This window comes from Rubripirellula lacrimiformis (assembly GCF_007741535.1).
Classification (GTDB): domain Bacteria; phylum Planctomycetota; class Planctomycetia; order Pirellulales; family Pirellulaceae; genus Rubripirellula; species Rubripirellula lacrimiformis.
Genome location: NZ_CP036525.1, coordinates 5,580,148 through 5,601,466 on the forward strand (window position 1 = coordinate 5,580,148; position 21,319 = coordinate 5,601,466).

The following is a 21,319-nucleotide window of genomic DNA, read 5'->3' on the forward strand; positions in this document are numbered from 1 at the left end:
CGAATGGGTCCGCGACTTGGTTCTCGTTTAGCCGTGTGGGCAACGCCCCACGTGACCGCTAAAAACGCGCGGCCCGATGAGGCTGTGAATAATTGAGTTTTGGCTTGTTGGATTTCTACATGGGGCTAAATTATTTGCATGAAAATTCCAACCGATGCTCAGCAGCGTGGTTCCGCTCGCACCCACCGCCCCGAACGCAGCCAAGTTGAGATGCGGTTCTATTCGCTCGACCAGATGGTGGCCCGCGAGCACCGCGTTCGTTTGGTATGGCAGTACTGCGAATCGCTCGACCTCGGACCGCTTTACGAGAAGATCAAATCGAAAGTAGATGGTCGTGGTCGTACCCCGATCGATCCGCGAATCCTCTTCGCCCTGTGGTTCTACGCAACGCTCGAAGGGATCAGTAGCGCCCGCCGTTTGAGCGATTTGACCACCCGCGACTTCCACTACCTGTGGATCTGCGGCGATGTCACGGTTAATCATCACACCCTGAGCGACTTTCGCAGCGGCAACGCCGAGTATCTCGAGAAGTTGCTTAGCGACTCGATCGCCGTGCTGCTGAGCGAAAAACTGATCACGTTGGATACCATCGGGCAGGATGGCATGCGGGTGCGTGCCTCGGCCGGCAGCAGTTCGTTTCGGTCCGAATCGACGCTCCAACAGATGCAAGAGGTTGCCGAAGACTATGTAAAGGAACTCGCCGAGCGATCCGACGAGGAAGCTGCCGCGGCAACTCGGGCCGAACAGGCCGCCCGCAAGCGTGCTGCCGACGAACGACTCGAGCGTATCAAGGCGGCTCAAGAGAACCTCAAAGAACTTGAGCGACGTCGTAAAGAGAAACGATCACGCAAAAGCAAGTCGACCCCACGAGCCTCCACAACGGACCCCGAAGCGGCGCGGATGAAGATGGGAGACGGCGGTTTTCGCCCCGCCTATAACGTCCAATTCGCCAGCGACGGCGACTCTCGAATTGTCGTCGGCGTGAGCGTTGACAATCAGGGCAGCGATCAAGGTGAGATGCTTCCGATGTACGAGTCGATCTGCCGCACCTATGGGGTGACGCCGGCACACTACTTGGTCGACGGCGGGTTCACCAAAGCGAGCGATATCGAAGCGATGGACGCTGCGGGGACGGAGGTTTACGGTCCACTGAAGGACATCAAAAGACAAGTCGCTAACGGCAAGGATCCCCATGCGAGCAAGCCGGGCGATAGCGACGCGATGGCGAGGTATCGAAAGAGGATGGGGACACCCGAGGCGCAGGAGATGTTGAGACGACGTCCATCGATAGCTGAATTTCCCAACGCGGAATGTCGTAATCGCGGTCTTCATCAGTTCCGGGTTCGTGGCCAGAAGAAAGCAATGGCCCAAACGCTTTGGCACGTGCTGGTGAACAACTTCAATCGATTGAACAACCTAGGATTTTTACAAACACTGATGAGGCAATCCTGTACTGCGACGCCTTGAGGTTGGCCTCCGGCCTCCAATCGTTGGACGCATCGCGTCCAACGAAGCTTCAAAGCGATCCACCAAGACAAAAGAACCACCGAAGCTTCAACCTGAAACTTTGACGACGACCGGCAATCCAAAATTTTTGAAAAACCACTTCAAAAACACGGCGTCAAGCCACAACCGGCCAATTATTCACAGTCTCGATGGGCACGCGGTTAAACGAGGTGCAGCGATGCGGATCGAATGGGGCCGCGGCTTGGCTCTCGTTTAGCCGTGTGGGCAACGCCCCACGTGATCGCTGGAAACGCGCGGCCCGGTGGGCACGCGGTTAAACGAGGTGCAGTGGGGCGGATCGAATGGGTCTGCGGCTTGGCTCTCGTTTAGCCGTGTGGGCAACGCCCCACGTGATCGCTTAAAACGCGCGGCCCGATGGGCACGCGGTTAAACGATGGTGCAGTGGGGCGGATCGAATGGGTCCGCGGCTTGGCTCTCGTTTAGCCGTGTGGGCAACGCCCCACGTGATCGCTGAAAACGCACGGCCCGGTGGGCACGCGGTTAAACGATGGTGCAGTGGGGCGGATCGAATGGGTCTGCGACTTGGCTCTCGTTTAGCCGTGTGGGCAACGCCCCACGTGACCGCTGAAAACGCGCGGCCCGGTGGGCACGCGGTTAAACGGGGTGCAGTGGGGCGGATCGAATGGGTCCGCGACTTGGCTCTCGTTTAGCCGTGTGGGCAACGCCCCACGTGACCGCTGAAAACGCGCGGCCCGATGAGGCTGTGAATAATTGAGTTTTGGCTTGTTGGATTTCTGCATGGGGCTAAATTATTTGCATGAAAATTCCAACCGATGCTCAGCAGCGTGGTTCCGCTCGCACCCACCGCCCCGAACGCAGCCAAGTTGAGATGCGGTTCTATTCGCTTGACCAGATGGTGGCCCGCGAGCACCGCGTTCGTTTGGTATGGCAGTACTGCGAATCGCTCGACCTCGGACCGCTTTACGAGAAGATTAAATCGAAAGTAGATGGTCGTGGTCGCACCCCGATCGATCCGCGAATCCTCTTCGCCCTGTGGTTCTACGCAACGCTCGAAGGGATCAGTAGCGCCCGCCGTTTGAGCGATTTGACCACCCGCGACTTCCACTACCTGTGGATCTGCGGCGATGTCACGGTTAATCATCACACCCTGAGCGACTTTCGCAGCGGCAACGCCGAGTATCTCGAGAAGTTGCTTAGCGACTCGATCGCCGTGCTGCTGAGCGAAAAACTGATCACGTTGGATACCATCGGGCAGGATGGCATGCGGGTGCGTGCCTCGGCCGGCAGCAGTTCGTTTCGGTCCGAATCGACGCTCCAACAGATGCAAGAGGTTGCCGAAGACTATGTAAAGGAACTCGCCGAGCGATCCGACGAGGAAGCTGCCGCGGCAACTCGGGCCGAACAGGCCGCCCGCAAGCGTGCTGCCGACGAACGACTCGAGCGTATCAAGGCGGCTCAAGAGAACCTCAAAGAACTTGAGCGACGTCGTAAAGAGAAACGATCACGCAAAAGCAAGTCGACCCCACGAGCCTCCACAACGGACCCCGAAGCGGCGCGGATGAAGATGGGAGACGGCGGTTTTCGCCCCGCCTATAACGTCCAATTCGCCAGCGACGGCGACTCTCGAATTGTCGTCGGCGTGAGCGTTGACAATCAGGGCAGCGATCAAGGTGAGATGCTTCCGATGTACGAGTCGATCTGCCGCACCTATGGGGTGACGCCGGCACACTACTTGGTCGACGGCGGGTTCACCAAAGCGAGCGATATCGAAGCGATGGACGCTGCGGGGACGGAGGTTTACGGTCCACTGAAGGACATCAAAAGACAAGTCGCTAACGGCAAGGATCCCCATGCGAGCAAGCCGGGCGATAGCGACGCGATGGCGAGGTATCGAAAGAGGATGGGGACACCCGAGGCGCAGGAGATGTTGAGACGACGTCCATCGATAGCTGAATTTCCCAACGCGGAATGTCGTAATCGCGGTCTTCATCAGTTCCGGGTTCGTGGCCAGAAGAAAGCAATGGCCCAAACGCTTTGGCACGTGCTGGTGAACAACTTCAATCGATTGAACAACCTAGGATTTTTACAAACACTGATGAGGCAATCCTGTACTGCGACGCCTTGAGGTTGGCCTCCGGTCTCCAATCGTTGGACGCATCGCGTCCAACGAAGCTTCAAAGCGATCCACCAAGACAAAAGAACCACCGAAGCTTCAACCTGAAACTTTGACGACGACCGGCAATCCAAAATTTTTGAAAAACCACTTCAAAAACACGGCGTCAAGCCACAACCGGCCAATTATTCACAGTCTCGATGGGCACGCGGTTAAACGAGGTGCAGTGGGGCGGATCGAATGGGTCCGCGACTTGGTTCTCGTTTAGCCGTGTGGGCAACGCCCCACGTGACCGCTGAAAACGCGCGGCCCGATGGGCACGCGGTTAAACGATGGTGCAGTGAGGCGGATCGAATGGGTCCGCGACTTGGCTCTCGTTTAGCCGTGTGGGCAACGCCCTCTTTATCCTACACATCTATTTTAAGCCTTTGATTGCCAAATAGGCTTCGTGGTAGGCATGGGCTTTGAGCAGACCACGCCAGATGGTCGTCGAGCCTGGAGGTCCTTGCCCGTGTTGGTCTACGTAGCCACCTAGTTTGGCAATCACTCGACAAAAATCTTTCAGCGTCGGTGGGGTATCGCTGTGCAAAACACCGCCTTCAACGACCGTCATCACCGCTTGCCAAAACGTCGCATCGTAGATCGCCCCGCAGCTTGCCTCCGGAGTGACACGCGAAGCGCTTTTAAGTTGCTCGACTCGGAATGCCGTGATCATCAAGGCGGCCACAGCGTTCAAATATGCGTCAATACTTTGATACTTCAGCTTCTCTATCCTCATCCCGCTCTTGAGCGTCTTGAAAAAAACCTCGATGTCCCAGCGCCTGCAGTATGCTGATAAAACTAGCTCGATCTGAGCCAAACTGGTCACCGCGAGTGAAGTAAAGAGTACCCAGTGGATCGGCTCGCACCCCACCGGAGGATCAAGCTCAACCGCTTCGACAACTTGAAGCTCCACGCGAGCAACCTTTCCGCCGGGACGCTGCGGGCCATGCACTTGAACCGTCTTCGCACGAACCGAGATCGTTGCCGTGCGGCCGTCGCGGTTGCTTCGGCGTTTGCGGCTTTCACCGCTAATTAACGACTTTCGTGGCGAAACACTGACTTCAAATTCGTGCGAAAAAGGGACTTCGGCAATCGCCTCGCTCAGCACCTTGGGTTGTTCAGCAGAGCCAAGATAGACTCGCCGATCCTGACATCCGCGGATAACGAAATCATAGTTTTCGGCCAGATCATTGTTCTGGATGAGCAACTCGTAGATGTCTGATTCGCTGTCCGAGACGCCGATGTAATGAGTTTGAGGGTTTGCCAGAGCGATCTGTTCGCCGCTTTGCATCAGTTCAAGCCAACGAGCGCTTTCCTTTTCTTCAAACGCCATGGTCCTGATCTCGCGATCGCGTTGAGCTTTGCCCACGTTTTGGCGAATCGAGTCACGTGTCCAGATAAGTTGGTCAACGCAACCCAAGACGAGACCATCGAGAGTGACGGCATAAAGCGGATGCAGAAAGAATCCCCGCTTTTTTACGTCCTCCAGAGGCCCGGCACCGACGACTTGACGCGAAGGTTTAGTGAGATCGCAAACGGTGGTGTCCTGTGCCAGCACGACGACATCGTACTTGGCTGACCGCTCCATCGTGGCTTGATTATGGGGCTGCAGAATTGCCATCCAGTTCACACTGGGGGTGTTGAAAAGCCGGTAAGTGGCAGTGAGGTCTGCAACTTCTCCGCACGCCGCCGGTGTCGAGGGCGCTACCTGATCGAACTGCTCAAGAATTCGCCTGAAGCGTTTACTTCGACGCTTGTCACCCAGGTCCAAAGTCCGAGTCTCTTCCTCAATCCATCCTGGACACATCGAATCATCTCCGTCCCTTGAAGAAATGTCAGGGACGGAGTGTCTCAAGAAAGATGTGTAGGATAAAGAGGGGCAACGCCCCACGTGACCGCTGGAAACGCGCGGCCCGATGGGCACGCGGTTAAACGGGGTGGGATGGGTTGAACGTGACCGCTGAAAACGCGCGGCCCGGTGGGCACGCGGTTAAACGGGGTGCGGTGGGTTGAACGTGACCGGTGCAAACGCGCGGCCCGGTGGGCACGCGGTTAAACGGGGTGGGATGGGTTGAACGTGACCGGTTTAAACGCGCGGCCTGGGTGGGCACGCGGTTATGGTCTGCTGTCCGAACCGAAGTCTCAGGTATCGATCAGGTCGTCGGGTGACAGGATCGGCACTTCGTTCTCTTCGGTTTCTTGCTTTTCACGCCAAGGCTTTCCATCCTGGTACGTCTTCAATTCGTTTTGAAGCTGTTCCAGTTCGACATGCTCGTCTTCGGTCGCCAACTCGACTGCTTTCTTGCTCCATTTCTTGGCCGCTTCGAAATCGCCGATTTCCGCGTAGGCTGCTGCCAGGGTGCTCAAGATGTGAGCCTCTTTGTACTCGGTCAATTCGGCTGACATCTCCGCCAACTCGACCGCTCGCTTGCCGTTTCGGACCGATTCGTTGGGCGATGTCGCCATCACCCATGCCAGGTTGTTGTAGATCCCGGATGCCTCGGCTTTGACTTGGTCACCGACTTCGGCGACGTCGATGTTTCCGATCGATTCAATTGATTTTTCGTAGTCATCGATCGCGCTGGAGTGATCCCCGACGCTTAGCAAGGCGTCGCCACGCGTCCGCAGCACAGCGACGTTGGTCGGATCATCTTGCAGGATGCTGCTAAGGATGTCGATTGCCTTGCGAGGCCGTTTATCCATCGTGTACAGGCTTGCCAAGCGCAGTCGACGGAACAGATTTGATGGATCCTTGTCGACCAACAACTGGGCATCGTTGATCGCGTCCGCCATCCGATTTTCGAACGCAGCAATTTGCAACCGAAGTTCAATCGCCTCGTCCGCCATGGTGATTCGTGGTTCGATTTGCAGCGCGGCTGCAAAGTCGGCTTTGGCCGATTTGACGTCTTTACGATCCAGCGCCAGGGCGGCTCGCTGCAACAGCGTCAATGGATCGCGGGGAGCGAGCGCGACGGCCTTGTTTAGATCCGCCATCGCTTCGTCACTATCGTCGTTCGCCCGATGCAAGATCGCTCGCATCCGGTACATCCCTTCGCTCGGTTTGGCCGCCAACATTTTGGTGATCAGTTTCATCGCTTCGTCCAGCCGTTCCAATTCGACCAGCTTTTGGACAGCGGCTCCGGCGATCGCTTGGTTGGTCGGATCCTTGGTCAGGATGCTTTCCAAATCTTCCATCGCGCCTTCGACGTCGCCGGTCTGCAGATTCATCGCCGCGCGTGCTTGGCGAGCCTCGTTGTTGTCCGAATCCGCTTCCACAGCAGCGTCCAGGTCAGCCAACTTGTCTTCGTTCGACTGCTGGGTCAGGGCTCGCAGCACCAGTGCCGCACTCTTTTCGCGTGGATTGTCGTCCAACAGCTCGATCGCCTTGGACGTGGCCTCGGTGATCTCTTCGCGACTTCCGCCGGGCAACAGGTTCAGGCGAGCGATCAGCAGGTAGGCTTCGACCAAAGTCGGGTCATAGTCAACGGCTTGCTTCAGCACCAAAATCGCTTCCTCGCGGACTTCCATCCGACGGCGACCGTTGTTCTGGACGATCAGCTGGGCTAGCCCTTGGGCACGCTGGAACAGAACCGAACCGAGCATCTGTTTGGCGAACGAGGAATTTTCTTCGTCCAGGCCTTTCTTGAGGGCCGATTCCAGCAGAGCTCCCACAGCTTCCAGTTCGTCGTTCGACTCGGCGTCGATCCGTTTGATGATCGCTTCGTCCAATTCACTTTGACCAGCGGTCGACTTGTCCGGCGACGCGGTCGTGGCAGGTGTCGACTTGGCACTCGCGTCCTGTTTCTCTGCGGCCGCTGTCTGGTCGCCGCTCGCGTCCGATTCCTCTGCGGGCGTCGAATCCTGAGCGGTCGTGACCGATTCTTCGATCACAACCTCTTGGGCGTGCCCAACGGATGCAAACGTGGATATCGCTGCCGCCAATACCAGCGAAGTGAAACGTGTCACGGGGTGACGCAGCGGATGGAAATCGCAAAAGCACACTGTCATGGGGTTAAGCTCGTCGCGTGAATGGGCATATCACCGTCATTATGACGCTTTAGCGAGCGCAGGCGTAGACCGGAATCGCGGAAAGTCGGTCGGCGAGTGAAAAGTTTCCCAAGTTGATCGACTAGCGTTCACACGTCGGACCGCTCACATTCCATTGTCGGAACCCGTAAAACGGGCCCCGTGCCGGGGTGTGACGGCCCGCAAATAGTCCGAACTGGATATGATCGAGCAACGTATGGACCCGACGTCCGGCACATGCACCCACCTCCGGCACGTGCATCAGGCGCATCCGATGCCGCCGCAGTGGCCGGCGACGAATTCGTCTGCTTGGTCGGCGAAGTCCTGCGGGCACCTTCTCTTTACGTCTTTTCGGAACGAAGTTCACGCATGCTTGTCGTCGAGTCGCTGACCAAATCGTTCTCGCTAGACGACAGTGAGCTGCGAGCGGTCGATCATTTGTCGTTCCAAATTCGTCCTGGCGAGGTGTTTGGTTTGCTGGGGCCCAACGGGGCTGGGAAGACGACGACCCTGCGAATGATCCTGGGGCTGCTGCAACCCGACGAAGGGTATGCAGAGGTCGACGGCGTGCGAACGGCCGACGATCCGATCGGGGTGAAAGCCCGGTTGGGATTCGTTTCGGCCAGCGACGGTGTGTACCCCTGGCTTTCGGTTCGCGAGATGCTGTTGTACTTTGCCGACCTGTACGCGGTGGAGCCCGACGTCGCGGCCGACCGCTGCGAAAAGCTTTCGCGGCTGTTGGGCATCGATTCGCTGCTGGAACGCCGCGCCGGAACCCTTAGCACCGGTCAACGCCAACGCGTCACCCTGGTTCGCGGTTTGATCCATGACCCGCCGGTCATGTTGTTGGACGAACCGACACGCGGTTTGGATGTTGTCGGCGTTCAGACGATCTTTGAATACATCGAACATCTCCGCGAAGTGGGTAAAGCAGTGATCGTTTGCACGCACCGATTGGACGAAGCAGAACGTCTTTGTGACCGCTTCGGCCTGCTTCATCGCGGCCAGATGCGGTACAGCGGCACGCTAGACGAACTGCGTCAAGCGACCGGCCAACGCCACTTGGTGGACATGTTCGTCGAATTGATGCGGAGCGTTTGATGTCGAAACCGCATTCCACCGGCACCGGCCGGCTGTGGCGTTTGTGCCAGAAAGAACTGAAAGAGACCAGCCGCGATCGACGTACCATCGTCACGCTGTGCCTGATGCCGCTGTTGGTGTATCCGCTGCTAAGCATGGCGCTGAATCGGTTTCTGTTGTCATCGGACACCGCCGCCCAAGTGCCCTACAAGATCAGTGTCGCGTCGGACGAAGCAGGCAATCGGCTCGATGCGTTGATCACCAGCCCAGCAGCGATGCCCCCCGAAGCGATTTTGAAGTCCAGTAGCGGCACGTTGGCCACGTTCCAGTATTTCAACACCAGCGATACCGTTGACGGCGTTCCGATGACGCCGATCGAAGCGCTGGAGCGGGGGATTGTCGATATCGCAGCAGATTTGTCGGTTGCCGAAGACGGCCAAGACATCATCGAACTGACCTCCTTTGCAGGCGACGCGAACAGCGAGAACGCGAGGCGTATCCTGGTTGAACGGATGCAGTGGTTCAAACTTGCCTATGCCGAACAAATCGCCGCCCCCCAAAGAGGCCCCTATCGATCACCTTTGAAACTGGTCATCGAAGAAATCGGCGAAGCCAAGCAGGCGTCGATCCTGGCTACCGTTGTGCCGTTGGTGTTGGTGTTGATGACGATCACCGGCGCCGTCTATCCAGCCATCGACCTGACCGCTGGCGAACGCGAACGCGGCACGATGGAGGCGTTGATGGCGTCGCCTGTGCCACGATTCTATGTCTTGATCGCCAAGTACGTGGCGGTCGTGACGGTGGCGCTCCTGACCGCCCTTGCCAACCTGTTGGCGATGTTCACCACGCTTTGGTTGGGTGGACTGATGCCGCTGTTGACCGGCGGTGAAGCGGGGTTCCCGTGGATATCGGTGCTACAGATCCTGGGGCTATTGATTCTGTTCAGCGGATTCTTTTCGGCCGTCCTGCTATCGCTGACTAGCTTTGCCAGGTCGTTCAAGGAAGCACAGGCCTACTTGATCCCGGTGATGCTGCTGGCGTTGACGCCGGGGATGTTGTCGCTGATGCCGGGGGTCGAGCTAGCCGGACCGCTGGCGATTACCCCGTTGGTCAACATCGTACTGCTGGCTCGCGAAGTCCTTGGCGGTACGGTCCAACCGGCCGCGGCCGCAGCAGCCGTCGCCAGCACGATCGCCTACGCAGCCGCCGCGCTCGGGATCGCCGCAAGACTGTTCGGCAGCGACGCGGTGACTCGGACCAGCGAGCAATCGATCGCGTCCCTGTTCCGCCGTCCAGCGAAATGGACCGATGTCCCGAGTCCTCAATCGGCAGCGCTCGTATTAGCGTTGTTGGTCCCGATCTACTTTGTGCTTTCCAATCTTTTGATGCAGTACTTGGGCGGCGTGAAAGCGGGCATGTTGTCAGGCGAAACGGACCTGACGGACCAGCAAGCAGCCGGATTGCAGATCCGCAGCATGCTGTTGAGCGCCGTGACGTTGATCTTGGTCTTTGGTTCGGTGCCGACGATAGCGGCTTGGTTTGGACGCAATCGATTCAAGTCAACATTCCGGTTGTTCGCGCCGTCGATCGTCGCCGTCATCGGATCGATCGTGATTGGACTCGGTGCCTGGGCCGTCGCACACGAAGCCTTTGTGGCGGCCGAGTGGTTTGGCATCGGCGGGCTAAGCGAAGAACGAATCGCACAGACACGAAAGGTTTTGAAAGCTTGGAAACTGGTGCCGCCATGGCTATTGTTGGCGACATTAGCGGCGACACCAGCGATCATCGAAGAGCTGTGTTTCCGCGGCTTCTTATTCTCGTCACTGCGAAAAGTTCTTTCGCCCTGGAAAACGATCCTGTTGACCAGCCTGCTGTTCGGACTGTTCCATGTCTTGACGGGAAATGCCCTGCTGATCGAACGGTTCATTCCGTCGACGCTGCTGGGGCTGGTGTTGGGCTGGATCGCATATCGAAGTGGCAGTGTATTGCCCGGGATGGCGATGCACTTCGTTCACAACGGGCTGCTGGAACTGGTCGGGCACTACCACGAAAGCCTGGAGTTTCTGGGCGCCGACTTTGACAACCAAACGCACCTGCCGCCAACCTGGATCGCGGTGGCCACATCGATCGCAATCGCGGGCCTGATCATCGTCTGGCTGGGCACACGCTCCAAGTCGCTGCCGTCATCACCCAAGCTTTCGTAGTGGGATTCGCCAGAATTTCCTTCCTTCACACGGGCACCGGAGAAAAGGACTTCTGGCGAAGTACGTTGCGGTTGTTGGATGGTCTAGTCGCGAAAATATTCTTGCGGGAACATTGCCTGGGGTGACTTGGCTGGATCTCGCTTTGGAAATAGCGGTCCGCGGTCTTCCAACAGCGGCATCTCGTCGCCCTGAGAACTCTGGATCATTTCCCAAAGTTGATCGTTCAACTCTTGAACTCGCTCGGCATGCTCCGGTGCATCCACCAGATTCCGCATCTCACCCGGGTCATTTTCCAAGTCGTACAGTTCATCACGATCCCACAGACCGTGGCACCGAATGTACTTCCAACGCCCACCGATGATCGCATGCAACGTTGGCGTATGCGGGTAGTTGCGTTCCCAATAATACTCGTACAACAGATGCTGGCGAACCGGCCCGGCGTCATCTGATCGACAAGCCGTCTTCCAAAAGCTTTGTCCGTCGATGTCGCTGAACTGATTGGCCCCGGCGGCTTCCAACATCGTGGGTGCGATGTCGATGTTTCCGACAACGCTTTCGACGACTGTCTGTGGCGGAATCTTGCCTGGAGCCGCCATCAGCAAGGGCACCTTGGCACTGGCTTCATAAGCGACGCGTTTGTCGATCAACCCATGGTCGCCAAACTGGAAACCGTTATCTCCCATGTAAACGAACAATGTGTTGTCGGCCAATCCATGCTCGGATAGATAGCCACGAAGTCGTCCCACGCTATCGTCGACCGCCAGCAATGATTCGCAGTATCGTCGATAGTAAACCGCGGGCGAAAATCCTTTCAGGTTGTATCCAAAGTCGACACCATGGCGGCTGTTGCGTTGGTTGCGAACCCACATCGGCAACTTACCAGCATCCATTTGCTCGACGGTGGGAACATCGATCGGCAGTGGCTGCTGGTCATAACGGCCCCGATGTCGATCGGCCGGTACAAAGTCGGCGTGGACCGCTTTGTGACTGACGTACAGAAAGAATGGCTTCGACGTGTCGGTTTGCTGCAACCAATCGATCGCATAGTCGGTCAGTTCGTCGGTCAGATACCCGTTCTGGGGCACTCGCCGACCGTTGATGTTGAGCCCGTCATAGGTGGTCTGGGGAACTTCGCGAGTCGTCCCATGTCCATCGGGCCAATACGTGCCCTGACCCTTGAACGAGATCCAATGGTCAAAGCCGCGTTGAGGGTCGTCGACTTCCCCGCCCATGTGCCATTTGCCGATGAAGGCCGTTTGATACCCGGCGGACTGCAACCGCTCGGGGAAGAACACCAAATCGGGGTCGACGGGGTGGTAGTTATCGACGACTCGATGGTTGTGAGCATACTGGCCCGTCAATATGGATGCTCGACTGGGAGAACACAGCGAAGTCGTGACGTACGCGCTGGTGAACATCGCACCATCTTTGGCGATCGAATCGATGTGGGGCGTTTCCAGAAACGGATGCCCGGCAGCACCGAAGCAATCAAACCGATGATCATCGCACAACACGAACACGATATTGGGCGGTGTATCGGCGGCCGATAGTCGGACACCGGCGGAAGACACGATCAGCGAGAAACCAACAAGGACGGTGCGTAGGAAGTTCATCAATTGCGTTCGTTTTGGAAAATGGGCGTGTCCGTTTGGACGACGCAGCAAGAAACCCAGCACTGCAAAACAGGCTGGGGCAAAATTATCGTCTCCCATCCCCCCGCGATCCTGACGCCGCAGGCCGCGCGGGGCAGCCAGTGCCCCCAAGTCCAGTGTCCAGTGCCGCACCTGCAATGTCCAGCGCGGGTATCCAGCATGGACTGCGGTGGGGGAAAGGAAAGGGAAAGTCGATCCGCCGACTTAGGGGCCAGCGGCCTAGGGGCGGGCGACTTAGGGGCCAGCGAAGATGACGGTTGCGGTCAGTTCGTCCAAGCGGGGGCGTGGACTACTTGGCCGGGTCTGCGGTTCCTTGGGCGGCTTCCTGAGAAGCCGCACGCATCTCGGCTTCTCGCTTGGCCATCGCCGCTTGCAGTTCAGCCATGTTGGCTTGCACGCGTTGGCCACCGATCTGAGCGCCTGCGGCGGCCAGCATCGGCAATTTCTCGGCTGCCTTGCGTCCCACAGGAGTCTCGTAGAAGGCGGTCAATTCCTTGATCTCGGCTTCGGTAAAGTTGTCTCGGTACAGTTTGATCAGGTCGCCCTTGATCACGGCAAAAGCCAGGTGCTTCTGCAGAAACGACTTCATCACGTCGGTAAACGCACCCATTTGAGGGTTCTGCTGAACTTGCATGGCAAGCATTTGGTCGATGGTTTTGCGGGTAGTCTCTTCCATTTTCATGACCGAAAGAAACTTCTCGATCGCAGCCGAATGCGAATCTTCGGCGACAACGGCCGAGTCATCAGCGACTTTCGTCGGTGCAGCGTCTTGGGCAAACGAAAACGTGCCCATCGCCATTGCGATGCACAGAACGGAAAGGACTCGGATCTTCATGGTGACCTTGGGGGGTTGGATCGGCACGGAAATCGAAACTGAAAGTCGATTCGATGCCCTGAAAAAATGCCGCGTACGATTCGCGGCGTGCGTCGCAGGGAGGGGGCCCCCTGGGAGACACGATTGTAGCCGCAGGACGACCCTAGAGCCAACTTTGGCACTTTCATTGACGGGTCGACATTTCTCTGGGTGACAACGAGTGCGAAACTTGACAGGTTTTACGTCGACGCCTCGCCCAGGACCGTCAAATCTGAATAATGGGTGATGATCGGCCGCGTTCGGCCTCCGCTTGTCCTTGTTTGCTTCGGAATGCCCCGTTGACGTTTCCGCCAGACACCGACGATTTTGATCGCCAAGACCCGGCCGACGTTTCGGCAGTTGCCGATGATGTGGCGGCGGAGGATCCAATTCCCGATCAAGCGGTTTGCGACGGCGGCAGCGACAACGTCCAGCTGAAAGCCAGCGTCCCGGAAAACGGTGACGCGAATGTCCGTGCGTTCGAGGAAGACGACCTGGAAGAGAGCGACCTGGAAGACAGCGATGCGGACGCCTCCGTCACGCTAGGACTGGTCGCCGACGCCGGATCGCCGGCCGATAGCGTTGCGGGGAAACGAGTCGCCCTGGTGGGTCGATTCGGTGGCATGAATCAGCGTGAGGCGACGAATGTGCTGCGGTCCTACGACGCGGCCGTCGTCGACCTAGACGCCAATGCGATCGACTGGGTCGTGGTCGGTGCGGACGAATCCCCGCTGGCCGAGGCCGAATTGATCGGTGACTCGATTCGCGAATTGGCTGCATCGGGGCAGTTAGAAATCCTGCACGAAACGGATCTGTGGCAACGTCTGGGACTGGTCGAAATCGAACAAGCGATCCGTCGCTATTACACGCCCGCCATGTTGGCTCATCTGTTGGGAGTTTCCGTCCGCGTGATCCGACGCTGGCAGCGGCGCGGCCTGATCACGCCAGTACAAACATTGCATCGGTTGCCGTATTTCGATTTCCAAGAGGTCGCCACAGCGCGGCGATTGGCGTCATGGATCGCGTCGGGTGCCAGCCCGCAAGCGATCGAACAGCGATTGGTCGAATGGGTCGAAGTGCTGCCCGATATCCAGCGACCGCTGGATCAGCTATCGATTTTGGTCGAAGGCAAACACGTCCTGATGCGGCAGGGCGAAGGCTTGCTGGAACCAGGCGGACAATTGCGTTTCGATTTTGATGCGTTGGACGATGATGATGACGAATCGACCAGCTTTGACGTCGATGCACTGGATCACGCCGATGATGACGACGACGACCTGACCTTTCCACCGGCGACGATATCGATCTTCACCGACGTGGCCGACATCCCCGACGAATACTCGCTCCGCCATTCGACCGAAGCGCTAAATGACCCGTTGTTGGCGGCAGCGTTTGTTGCCGAGGACGACGGAGACTTTGCGGCCGCCGTCGACTACTGTCACGCCATCATCGCCCGCGACGGGCCGCGTGCGGATATCAGTTTCCAGATTGGCGAACTGCTGTATCGGTTGGGCGAAGTGGTGGCGGCTCGCGAGCGTTATTACAGCGCGATCGAAGTCGATCCTGATTTCGTCGAAGCACGTGCCAGCCTAGGAAACGTGTTGTCCGAAACCGGTCAGTACGAGTTAGCGGTTGCGGCGTTCCGCGGTGCCCTGTCCCTGCATACCGACTATGCCGACGTGCACTACAACTTGGCCCAGGTACTGGATCAACTGGAACGATCGGTGGAATCCAAGCATCACTGGAAACGGTTCTTGGAACTGGCTCCCGATAGCCCCTGGGCGGGCGAGGCGCAGCAGCGGATCGTGGCGATCGAAAAGAACGACGGCTAGGAACCATTGGGGATCCCCCCCGGTTGAACGTGAGAACCGTGACGAGTGGCGAGTTGATTTCGTTCGTCGTTTAGCCGCAAGCGGCCGGGGATCCAAGCACCCGTCGTGGGATTCGCCAGAATTCCTTCACTTACCCGCCCAAGTATCGCCCCCCTCACCCAACGCCGTTAAGGAAATTTTTCGAGTGAATTAGGTAACCAGGATAGCTTTTGGAGGGCCATAAATGAAATAAGCCAGGCTCCCCCCAAAATCCTCGACTACATCGTCGAAAGAAAAGGAGCCTGGCTATGAGTAACAGTGGCAAGGATGCTGCTTCGAAACAGAAGCAATCAATGACTCAAGGTGAACAGCTGGCCAAAGCGATTCGCTGGATCGCCAACGACCAATTATTCGCAAAGGTTCGTGTTCACGGCAATGCCAATTGGGTGCCGACTCACTTGATGCAGGTCGCAATTCTATGGGTTTGGAGTAGTCAATCATTGCTCGTCGAATCCACCAAAGACGCGATCAAAAGTGTCGAGAGCTTATTCGGTACGACCGGGATTCATTCGTATCAGACGCTGATCACTGCACTGCAGAAGTACACCGAGCAAATCCTTCCGCCACTGGTCCAACGAATGCATCATTTGATGGAGAAGACAGATCAAGCAAGTTTTCGCATCGGGATTTGGTTGGTGTTGGCCGTCGACGGTTCCCGCTTGGATGCTTGCCGAACCCTGGCCAACGAGAAGCGGTTCTGCAAGCCAAAGAACAAAAGGGGATCGAAGAAGAACAAGAAGAAGAACAAGCGTGGTCGACACGCCAACAAACGAAAACCGGTGAGCAAAAAGAAGAACTACAATCCGCAGCCCGTCGGTCCTCAAGTCTGGCTCACGCTACTGTGGCATGTCGGACAGCGATTGCCATGGGCATGGAAAATCGGACCGAGTTATTCCAGCGAACGAGCCCATCTGTTGGAAATGCTGAATGCTTTAGACCTACCGAAAAACACGCTCATCTGCGGTGATGCTGGTTTCGTCGGCTACGACTTTTGGAACGCGATCGACAGCCACGGCCATCACTTCCTGACGCGTGTCGGAAGCAATTGTCGCTTCCTGAAGCAACTTGGACGGGTTCGCGAACGTGATGGCATCGTGTACTGCTGGCCGAAAGAAAAACAGCAACGCAAGCAGCCGCCGTTGGTCCTTCGGCTACTTCGCTTTCACGACGGACGTGGCGAAGTCTATCTCGTCACCAACGAATTGAACTTACGCAAGTTAAGTGATTCGCGTGCTGGGGAAATTTATCGAAAACGCTGGGGAATCGAAGTGCAATTCCGATCCTTAAAGCAAACTTACGGTCGTTCGAAACTGCTCGGGCGAACGCCGGATGTCGTCGAGCACGAGTTAACCTGGTCGCTTGTCGGTCTTTGGATGGCGCAGTTACTGGCGCTTCGCGAACAAATCGATCGGATCGAACCGGCGGCTCAAACGAGCGTCGCGATGGTGTTACGAATATTGCAAAACATCCTGCACTGCCCCAACGAGATACCCGCGCGGGGCGAATCGCTTCGGAGTCTCTTGGCCGGTGCGTTGACGGATACATACGACCGCGCAAGTAAAAAGAAAAGTCGCAACTACCCACGCCGAAAAGAGGAACCCCGGACCGGCCCACCCACAATTGAACTCGCCACCGCAGAGCAACAGAAGCTTGCCAAAGCTGCACTGGACCTCTCAAATGCAGCATGAAAAATTTCCTTAACGGCGTTGCCCCTCACCCCAACCCTCTCCCCCCATTCCATCCAAGTCGAACTTGGATGAAACCGGGGGAGAGGGGGCTAAAAAAGGGACCAGCGTGCGGAGCCGATGTAGGCCGGATCAAGGAGCGCAGCGACGCGGATCCGGCAATCCCCCACGCCATGCATCGCCCCCCTCACCCCAACCCTCTCCCCCAATCCCATCCAAGTCGAACTTGGATGAAATCGGGGGAGAGGGGGCTAAAAAAGGGACCAGCGTGCGGAGCCGATGTAGGCCGGATCAAGGAGCGCAGCGACGCGGATCCGGCAATCCCCCACACCAAGCATCCCCCCCCTCACCACCAATTCCATCCAAGTCGAACTTGGATGAAACCGGGGGAGAGGGGGCTGAATTGGCAACCGGCGAATCAACGGAAACACTTCTGCCTACCTGCTTTACTTCCTTTGCACACGATGGTGGCAAACAGGTGGGCATGGTCTGGTGGGATTTCGTTTCACGATCCGCTGTCCAACAATTCGAACAGCGCCTTCATCGCGCGGTCGTAGATACCGGGGGCCGTTGTGTCGCGAGAACCGGCGACGTTCAGCACATCGGGCCGCTGGTGCTGCAGCCATGCTTTGGCTGGGGCCAACGAATCGGCATCCAATCGGATCACAAAGTGAGGCTTGTGTTGCCGCTTGCAAATCCGCTGGGTCAGCAGAGTGCCGCCCTTGAGTCGACGTTCGTAGATGATCAACGTGGCGTCGCTGTCGATGACATTCTGGGCTGTCCGCGGCGGATAGCGGGACGATGTGTGTTCGACCAGATCGTATCGGCTGGGCACCGTCCCATCCTCGGCCACGCGTCCGCGAGGGCACCATCCGCCATGCTGGATCCCCAATGCAATCGCCACGTCCAAGCCAGCGCGGTCGACTCCGGTTTGCCCGCCCGAAACGATTCGACGCGGTAGATAACGCTGTGGATTCGTCGGATCTGCGGGCGGCTGGGCAGTCGAATCGTTCACGATCAATCGATTCCACAAAAAGGACGGCTGGGCAGCGGGTGTTGCTGCGGCACTCCGATTGGGTCTTACGAGGAACCGCCGGGCTTGATCATCGGCGGAATCTCAAATGCCCGTGCGACGCGTTTCCACGCCGACGATGGCTTTCCAATGATCGGTGCCCATTCGCTCCAAGACGAGGGAATGTCCGCAACGAACTCCATCGGATCACGGAGGGTCGGATGAACAATTTGAAGCCGCCAACTGTGCAGAGCAACCCCTTTGGGCTGACCGCGAACGAATGCACCGTCAAATTGCCGCCGCGAACCGTATTTATTGTCCCCGAGCACGGGGTGCCCGCGATCGGCAAATTGGACTCGAATTTGGTGTTTCCGGCCGCTAATCAATTGGACGGCGATCACCGTCGCGTTTTCCGTCCGGCCCAGGACAAGAAACTGCAAAGATGCTTCCAGCGCGTCGGGTCCACCGACGACCACTCGCATGCGTTTGGCCGCGTCGTCTTTGCGAACATGATCGACCAGAACGCCTTCGTCGGGCGATCCGGCTTCGGATCGAAAGTCGCCTTCGACGACCGCCAGATAGATTTTGACCGCACCCTGACCGACCTTGTCGGCGAATTGCGGGGTCAATCGCGACGCCGCTTTGCTGGTTCTAGCCAGCACCAGGGCGCCGGTGGTCATCGAATCCAGTCTGCTAACAACGCCGACAAACACCTTGCCGGGCTTCTTGTATTTGACTCGCAAATAGTCGCACGCCATTGCGTGGACCGTCGGCAGCCCCGCTTCGGCCCCCATCGTCGCGATCCCCGCTGGCTTATCCACCACCAGCAAGTGGTTGTCTTCGTAAAGTACGTTCAAGCGGGACATGCACGGTATCGCAGTAGGAAGACGGGGGGGGGCGTGATACGCGTGCGATCGTCGGAACCGGCCTTGATCGACCGAGCCCGCGTCATGCACGGATAGTCACATTCTAAGCCAAACGGTCGCTGGCGATGTGGTAGTGCGGGTCTTCGGAAACGTTGACCTCGACCAAGTCGCCGGCTTTGTCCAACAGGTCGCGACACTCTTTGCTGAGGTGCGTCAGGTGCAATCGCTTGCCGGCCGCCTCGTACTTTTCAGCCAATCCATTGACGGCTTCAAGACCCGATTGATCGTAGACACGCGTGTAATAGAAATCGATCACTACATCGTCGGGGTCGTTGGCGACATCAAACATGTCCTTGAACGACTGAACCGATGCAAAGAACAGAGGCCCGTGCAGTTGGTAGATCTTGCTGCCGAATTCGTTGTGCTTCACGTCGGCACCCATGTGAGTGGCGTGCTGCCAAGCAAAGACCAAGGCCGAAACGATGACACCCAAGATGACGGCCGAAGCCAAGTCGTGCATGACGACCGTGTAGCCGGCAACCAAGATCATCACCAACACGTCGCTGGTCGGCATCCGTCGGAACATCTTCAGCGAAGCCCATTCGAAGGTTCCGATCACGACCATGAACATCACGCCGACAAGTGCTGCCATCGGAATCTGTTCGATATACGGAGCCAGGAACAGCACGAACAGCAGCAAACAGACCGATGCGGTGATGCCAGAGAGCCGACCACGACCACCGGAGTTGACGTTGATCAAGGACTGGCCAATCATCGCACAGCCCCCCATCCCGCCGAACAGACCACACACCATATTGGCGACGCCCTGGCCGATGCACTCGCGATTGCCTTTACCACGAGTTTCGGTGATCTCGTCGATCAGCGTCAGCGTCATCAGGGATTCGATCAACCCGACTCCGCACAACACGATCGAGAATGGCAAAATGATTTTTAGTGTTTCGAATCGGAACGGGACCATTTCATAGTCATCCAAGAAGAATAACTTCGGCAGGCCACCACTGATTCCGCTTTCTTCGCCACCGGTCGCGGCGATCGTTTCGGCCACTTTGTTGGCGGCCGCTTTGATTTGGGCAGTCTCATCGACAGGCCGGATCTGCATGACGCTGACCAAACTAACGTCTACCGAATCGGTTGCCACCGATGCGCTGTCCTGCGGAATCTCGGTCAACGATGCCAGTTCGGCACGCGCGTCCGCGATCGTCTTTGCTTTGGTATTGGTGCGAAGCATGTCGCCCACCGTTGCCAACATATTCGGTTGGCCCGGTTCGACGCCTCGGTTGATCGCGATGGAGATAACGGTGATCGTCAAAATCGCGGCCAAGGACGACGGGACCGCTCGAGTCAGCTTTGGCAACCAAGCGATGATTGCCATCGTCAGCGCGACCAATGCCAACATGATTCCCAACCGGCTACCCGACAGGAACACGAGGTTGCCTTCGTCAGAGAGCGTCTTAAAACTGCCCAACTGGGCCATCCCGATCACAATCGCCAATCCGTTGACAAACCCCAGCATCACCGAGTGAGGCACCATCCGAATCAGCTTCCCGAGTCGTGCGATCCCGATCAGGATTTGAAAAATCCCACACAGGATCACAGTTGGGAAAAGGTATTCCACGCCGTGCATGGCGACCAATGCAACCACCACGACAGCCATCGCGCCGGTGGCCCCAGAAATCATTCCCGGCCGTCCACCCACCACGGCTGTGATCAGGCCGATGAAAAACGCTGAATACAATCCGATCAGCGGCGATACGCCAGCAACGAACGCGAACGCAATTGCTTCGGGAACCAATGCCAACGCGACGGTGATTCCAGAGAGGATATCGTTTTTAAAGGAGCCAGATTGTCGGCGAAAAAAGTTCAGCATTTCAGCATTCGATGAAGGAAGAGGTGCCACGTGGTGTGGAAGCATCGCGAGGGATCGACGCTACGCAGATTGCGCCGCGGATCACCTGGCTCAGTTGGCGAGTCGATCGTTCCATCCGAGTCGACGGCCAGGGCATCAGCCCGACGCGGCGAGGCGACACGATCGATGTCGAACTCTAGCACACGCGAAGCCGAAATATAGTTGACCGTTTGTAACGGTCAACGCTGAATTATCGGCCGCCCGGGTTAGGAGAACCCTGGCGAAAAAAGAAGCAAATACGGCCATCTGGCTTTGCGGGGCATGCTTTGCCTTTAACCAGCCTGGGGCGAAATGATCAGCACCGATACCCCGAAAACAGTGCGATACGATTGAACACAGTTGCTCGAGGCGACTTTTTCCCAACAACACCATTTTCCATCGCATCGCCCCGCCAACGGGTCCCCCAAATTAGAAAAACGTGGCAAAGCCAACGAAGTAGCGAAGTAGGCCGGAACAAGGAGCGGAGCGACGCAGATCCGGCAATCAAACATCCCAGGCAA

General features: G+C 57.4%; 14 protein-coding genes. 7 read left to right on the top strand and 7 right to left on the bottom strand.

Annotation, left to right across the window (positions count from 1 at the left end):
• Positions 1-138 precede the first annotated feature (138 nt).
• Both K227x_RS19525 and K227x_RS19530 read left to right on the top strand, forming a co-directional pair.
• Positions 139-1,467 carry an IS1182 family transposase gene (locus K227x_RS19525; protein ID WP_145169287.1) on the top strand — a complete coding sequence of 443 codons (1,329 nt, stop codon included), beginning with the start codon at positions 139-141 and terminating at the stop codon, positions 1,465-1,467.
• 817 nt (positions 1,468-2,284) lie between these two features.
• Positions 2,285-3,613, top strand: a complete 1,329-nt coding sequence (locus K227x_RS19530; protein WP_145169287.1) for an IS1182 family transposase — start codon at positions 2,285-2,287, stop codon at positions 3,611-3,613.
• Positions 3,614-4,016: 403 nt separating this feature from the next.
• On the opposite strand, the gene K227x_RS19535 is transcribed toward K227x_RS19530, so the two are convergent.
• The gene (locus K227x_RS19535) at positions 4,017-5,450 is read right to left on the bottom strand and encodes an IS4 family transposase (RefSeq protein ID WP_145167733.1); all 1,434 of its coding nucleotides are present in this window, start codon (positions 5,448-5,450) and stop codon (positions 4,017-4,019) included.
• Positions 5,451-5,785: 335 nt separating this feature from the next.
• Positions 5,786-7,651: a tetratricopeptide repeat protein gene (locus K227x_RS19540; RefSeq protein ID WP_145172135.1), complete on the bottom strand. Its 1,866-nt coding sequence runs from the start codon at positions 7,649-7,651 to the stop codon at positions 5,786-5,788.
• A gap of 387 nt (positions 7,652-8,038) precedes the next feature.
• Between K227x_RS19540 and K227x_RS19545 the strand changes: the two genes are divergently transcribed.
• Complete coding sequence (locus tag K227x_RS19545; protein ID WP_145178146.1) at positions 8,039-8,770, top strand: ATP-binding cassette domain-containing protein; 732 nt, start codon at positions 8,039-8,041, stop codon at positions 8,768-8,770.
• Positions 8,770-10,953 carry an ABC transporter permease subunit/CPBP intramembrane protease gene (locus tag K227x_RS19550; protein ID WP_145172137.1) on the top strand — a complete coding sequence of 728 codons (2,184 nt, stop codon included), beginning with the start codon at positions 8,770-8,772 and terminating at the stop codon, positions 10,951-10,953. Before K227x_RS19545 ends, K227x_RS19550 begins: the two co-directional genes overlap by 1 nt.
• A gap of 83 nt (positions 10,954-11,036) precedes the next feature.
• On the opposite strand, the gene K227x_RS19555 is transcribed toward K227x_RS19550, so the two are convergent.
• On the bottom strand, positions 11,037-12,566 hold the full coding sequence (locus K227x_RS19555) for a sulfatase family protein (protein WP_145172139.1): 1,530 nt from the start codon (positions 12,564-12,566) through the stop codon (positions 11,037-11,039).
• Between the two features lie 328 nt (positions 12,567-12,894).
• A complete protein-coding gene (locus K227x_RS19560; RefSeq protein WP_145172141.1) occupies positions 12,895-13,467 on the bottom strand; it encodes a DUF2059 domain-containing protein in 573 nt (190 codons plus the stop codon).
• 290 nt (positions 13,468-13,757) lie between these two features.
• Here K227x_RS19560 and K227x_RS19565 point away from each other — a divergent pair, with 290 nt between their 5' ends.
• Entirely contained in the window at positions 13,758-15,290 is a 1,533-nt protein-coding gene (locus K227x_RS19565; RefSeq protein WP_315854319.1) for a tetratricopeptide repeat protein, read from the top strand.
• A gap of 287 nt (positions 15,291-15,577) precedes the next feature.
• Positions 15,578-17,017, top strand: coding sequence for an IS4 family transposase (locus K227x_RS19570; RefSeq protein ID WP_145167793.1), 1,440 nt, complete (start codon positions 15,578-15,580; stop codon positions 17,015-17,017).
• 502 nt (positions 17,018-17,519) lie between these two features.
• Here the strand turns inward: K227x_RS19570 and K227x_RS19575 are convergent.
• From K227x_RS19575 to K227x_RS19585, 3 genes are all read right to left on the bottom strand, one after another.
• Positions 17,520-18,029: a putative molybdenum carrier protein gene (locus K227x_RS19575; RefSeq protein ID WP_145172145.1), complete on the bottom strand. Its 510-nt coding sequence runs from the start codon at positions 18,027-18,029 to the stop codon at positions 17,520-17,522.
• A 65-nt stretch (positions 18,030-18,094) separates the two neighbouring features.
• Positions 18,095-18,892: an RluA family pseudouridine synthase gene (locus tag K227x_RS19580; protein ID WP_145172147.1), complete on the bottom strand. Its 798-nt coding sequence runs from the start codon at positions 18,890-18,892 to the stop codon at positions 18,095-18,097.
• A 103-nt stretch (positions 18,893-18,995) separates the two neighbouring features.
• Positions 18,996-20,780, bottom strand: a complete 1,785-nt coding sequence (locus tag K227x_RS19585; RefSeq protein ID WP_145172149.1) for a SulP family inorganic anion transporter — start codon at positions 20,778-20,780, stop codon at positions 18,996-18,998.
• Positions 20,781-20,791: 11 nt separating this feature from the next.
• On the opposite strand from K227x_RS19585, the gene K227x_RS30715 reads away from it, so the two are divergent.
• The gene (locus K227x_RS30715; RefSeq protein ID WP_218933388.1) at positions 20,792-20,959 is read left to right on the top strand and encodes a hypothetical protein; all 168 of its coding nucleotides are present in this window, start codon (positions 20,792-20,794) and stop codon (positions 20,957-20,959) included.
• Positions 20,960-21,319 lie beyond the last annotated feature (360 nt).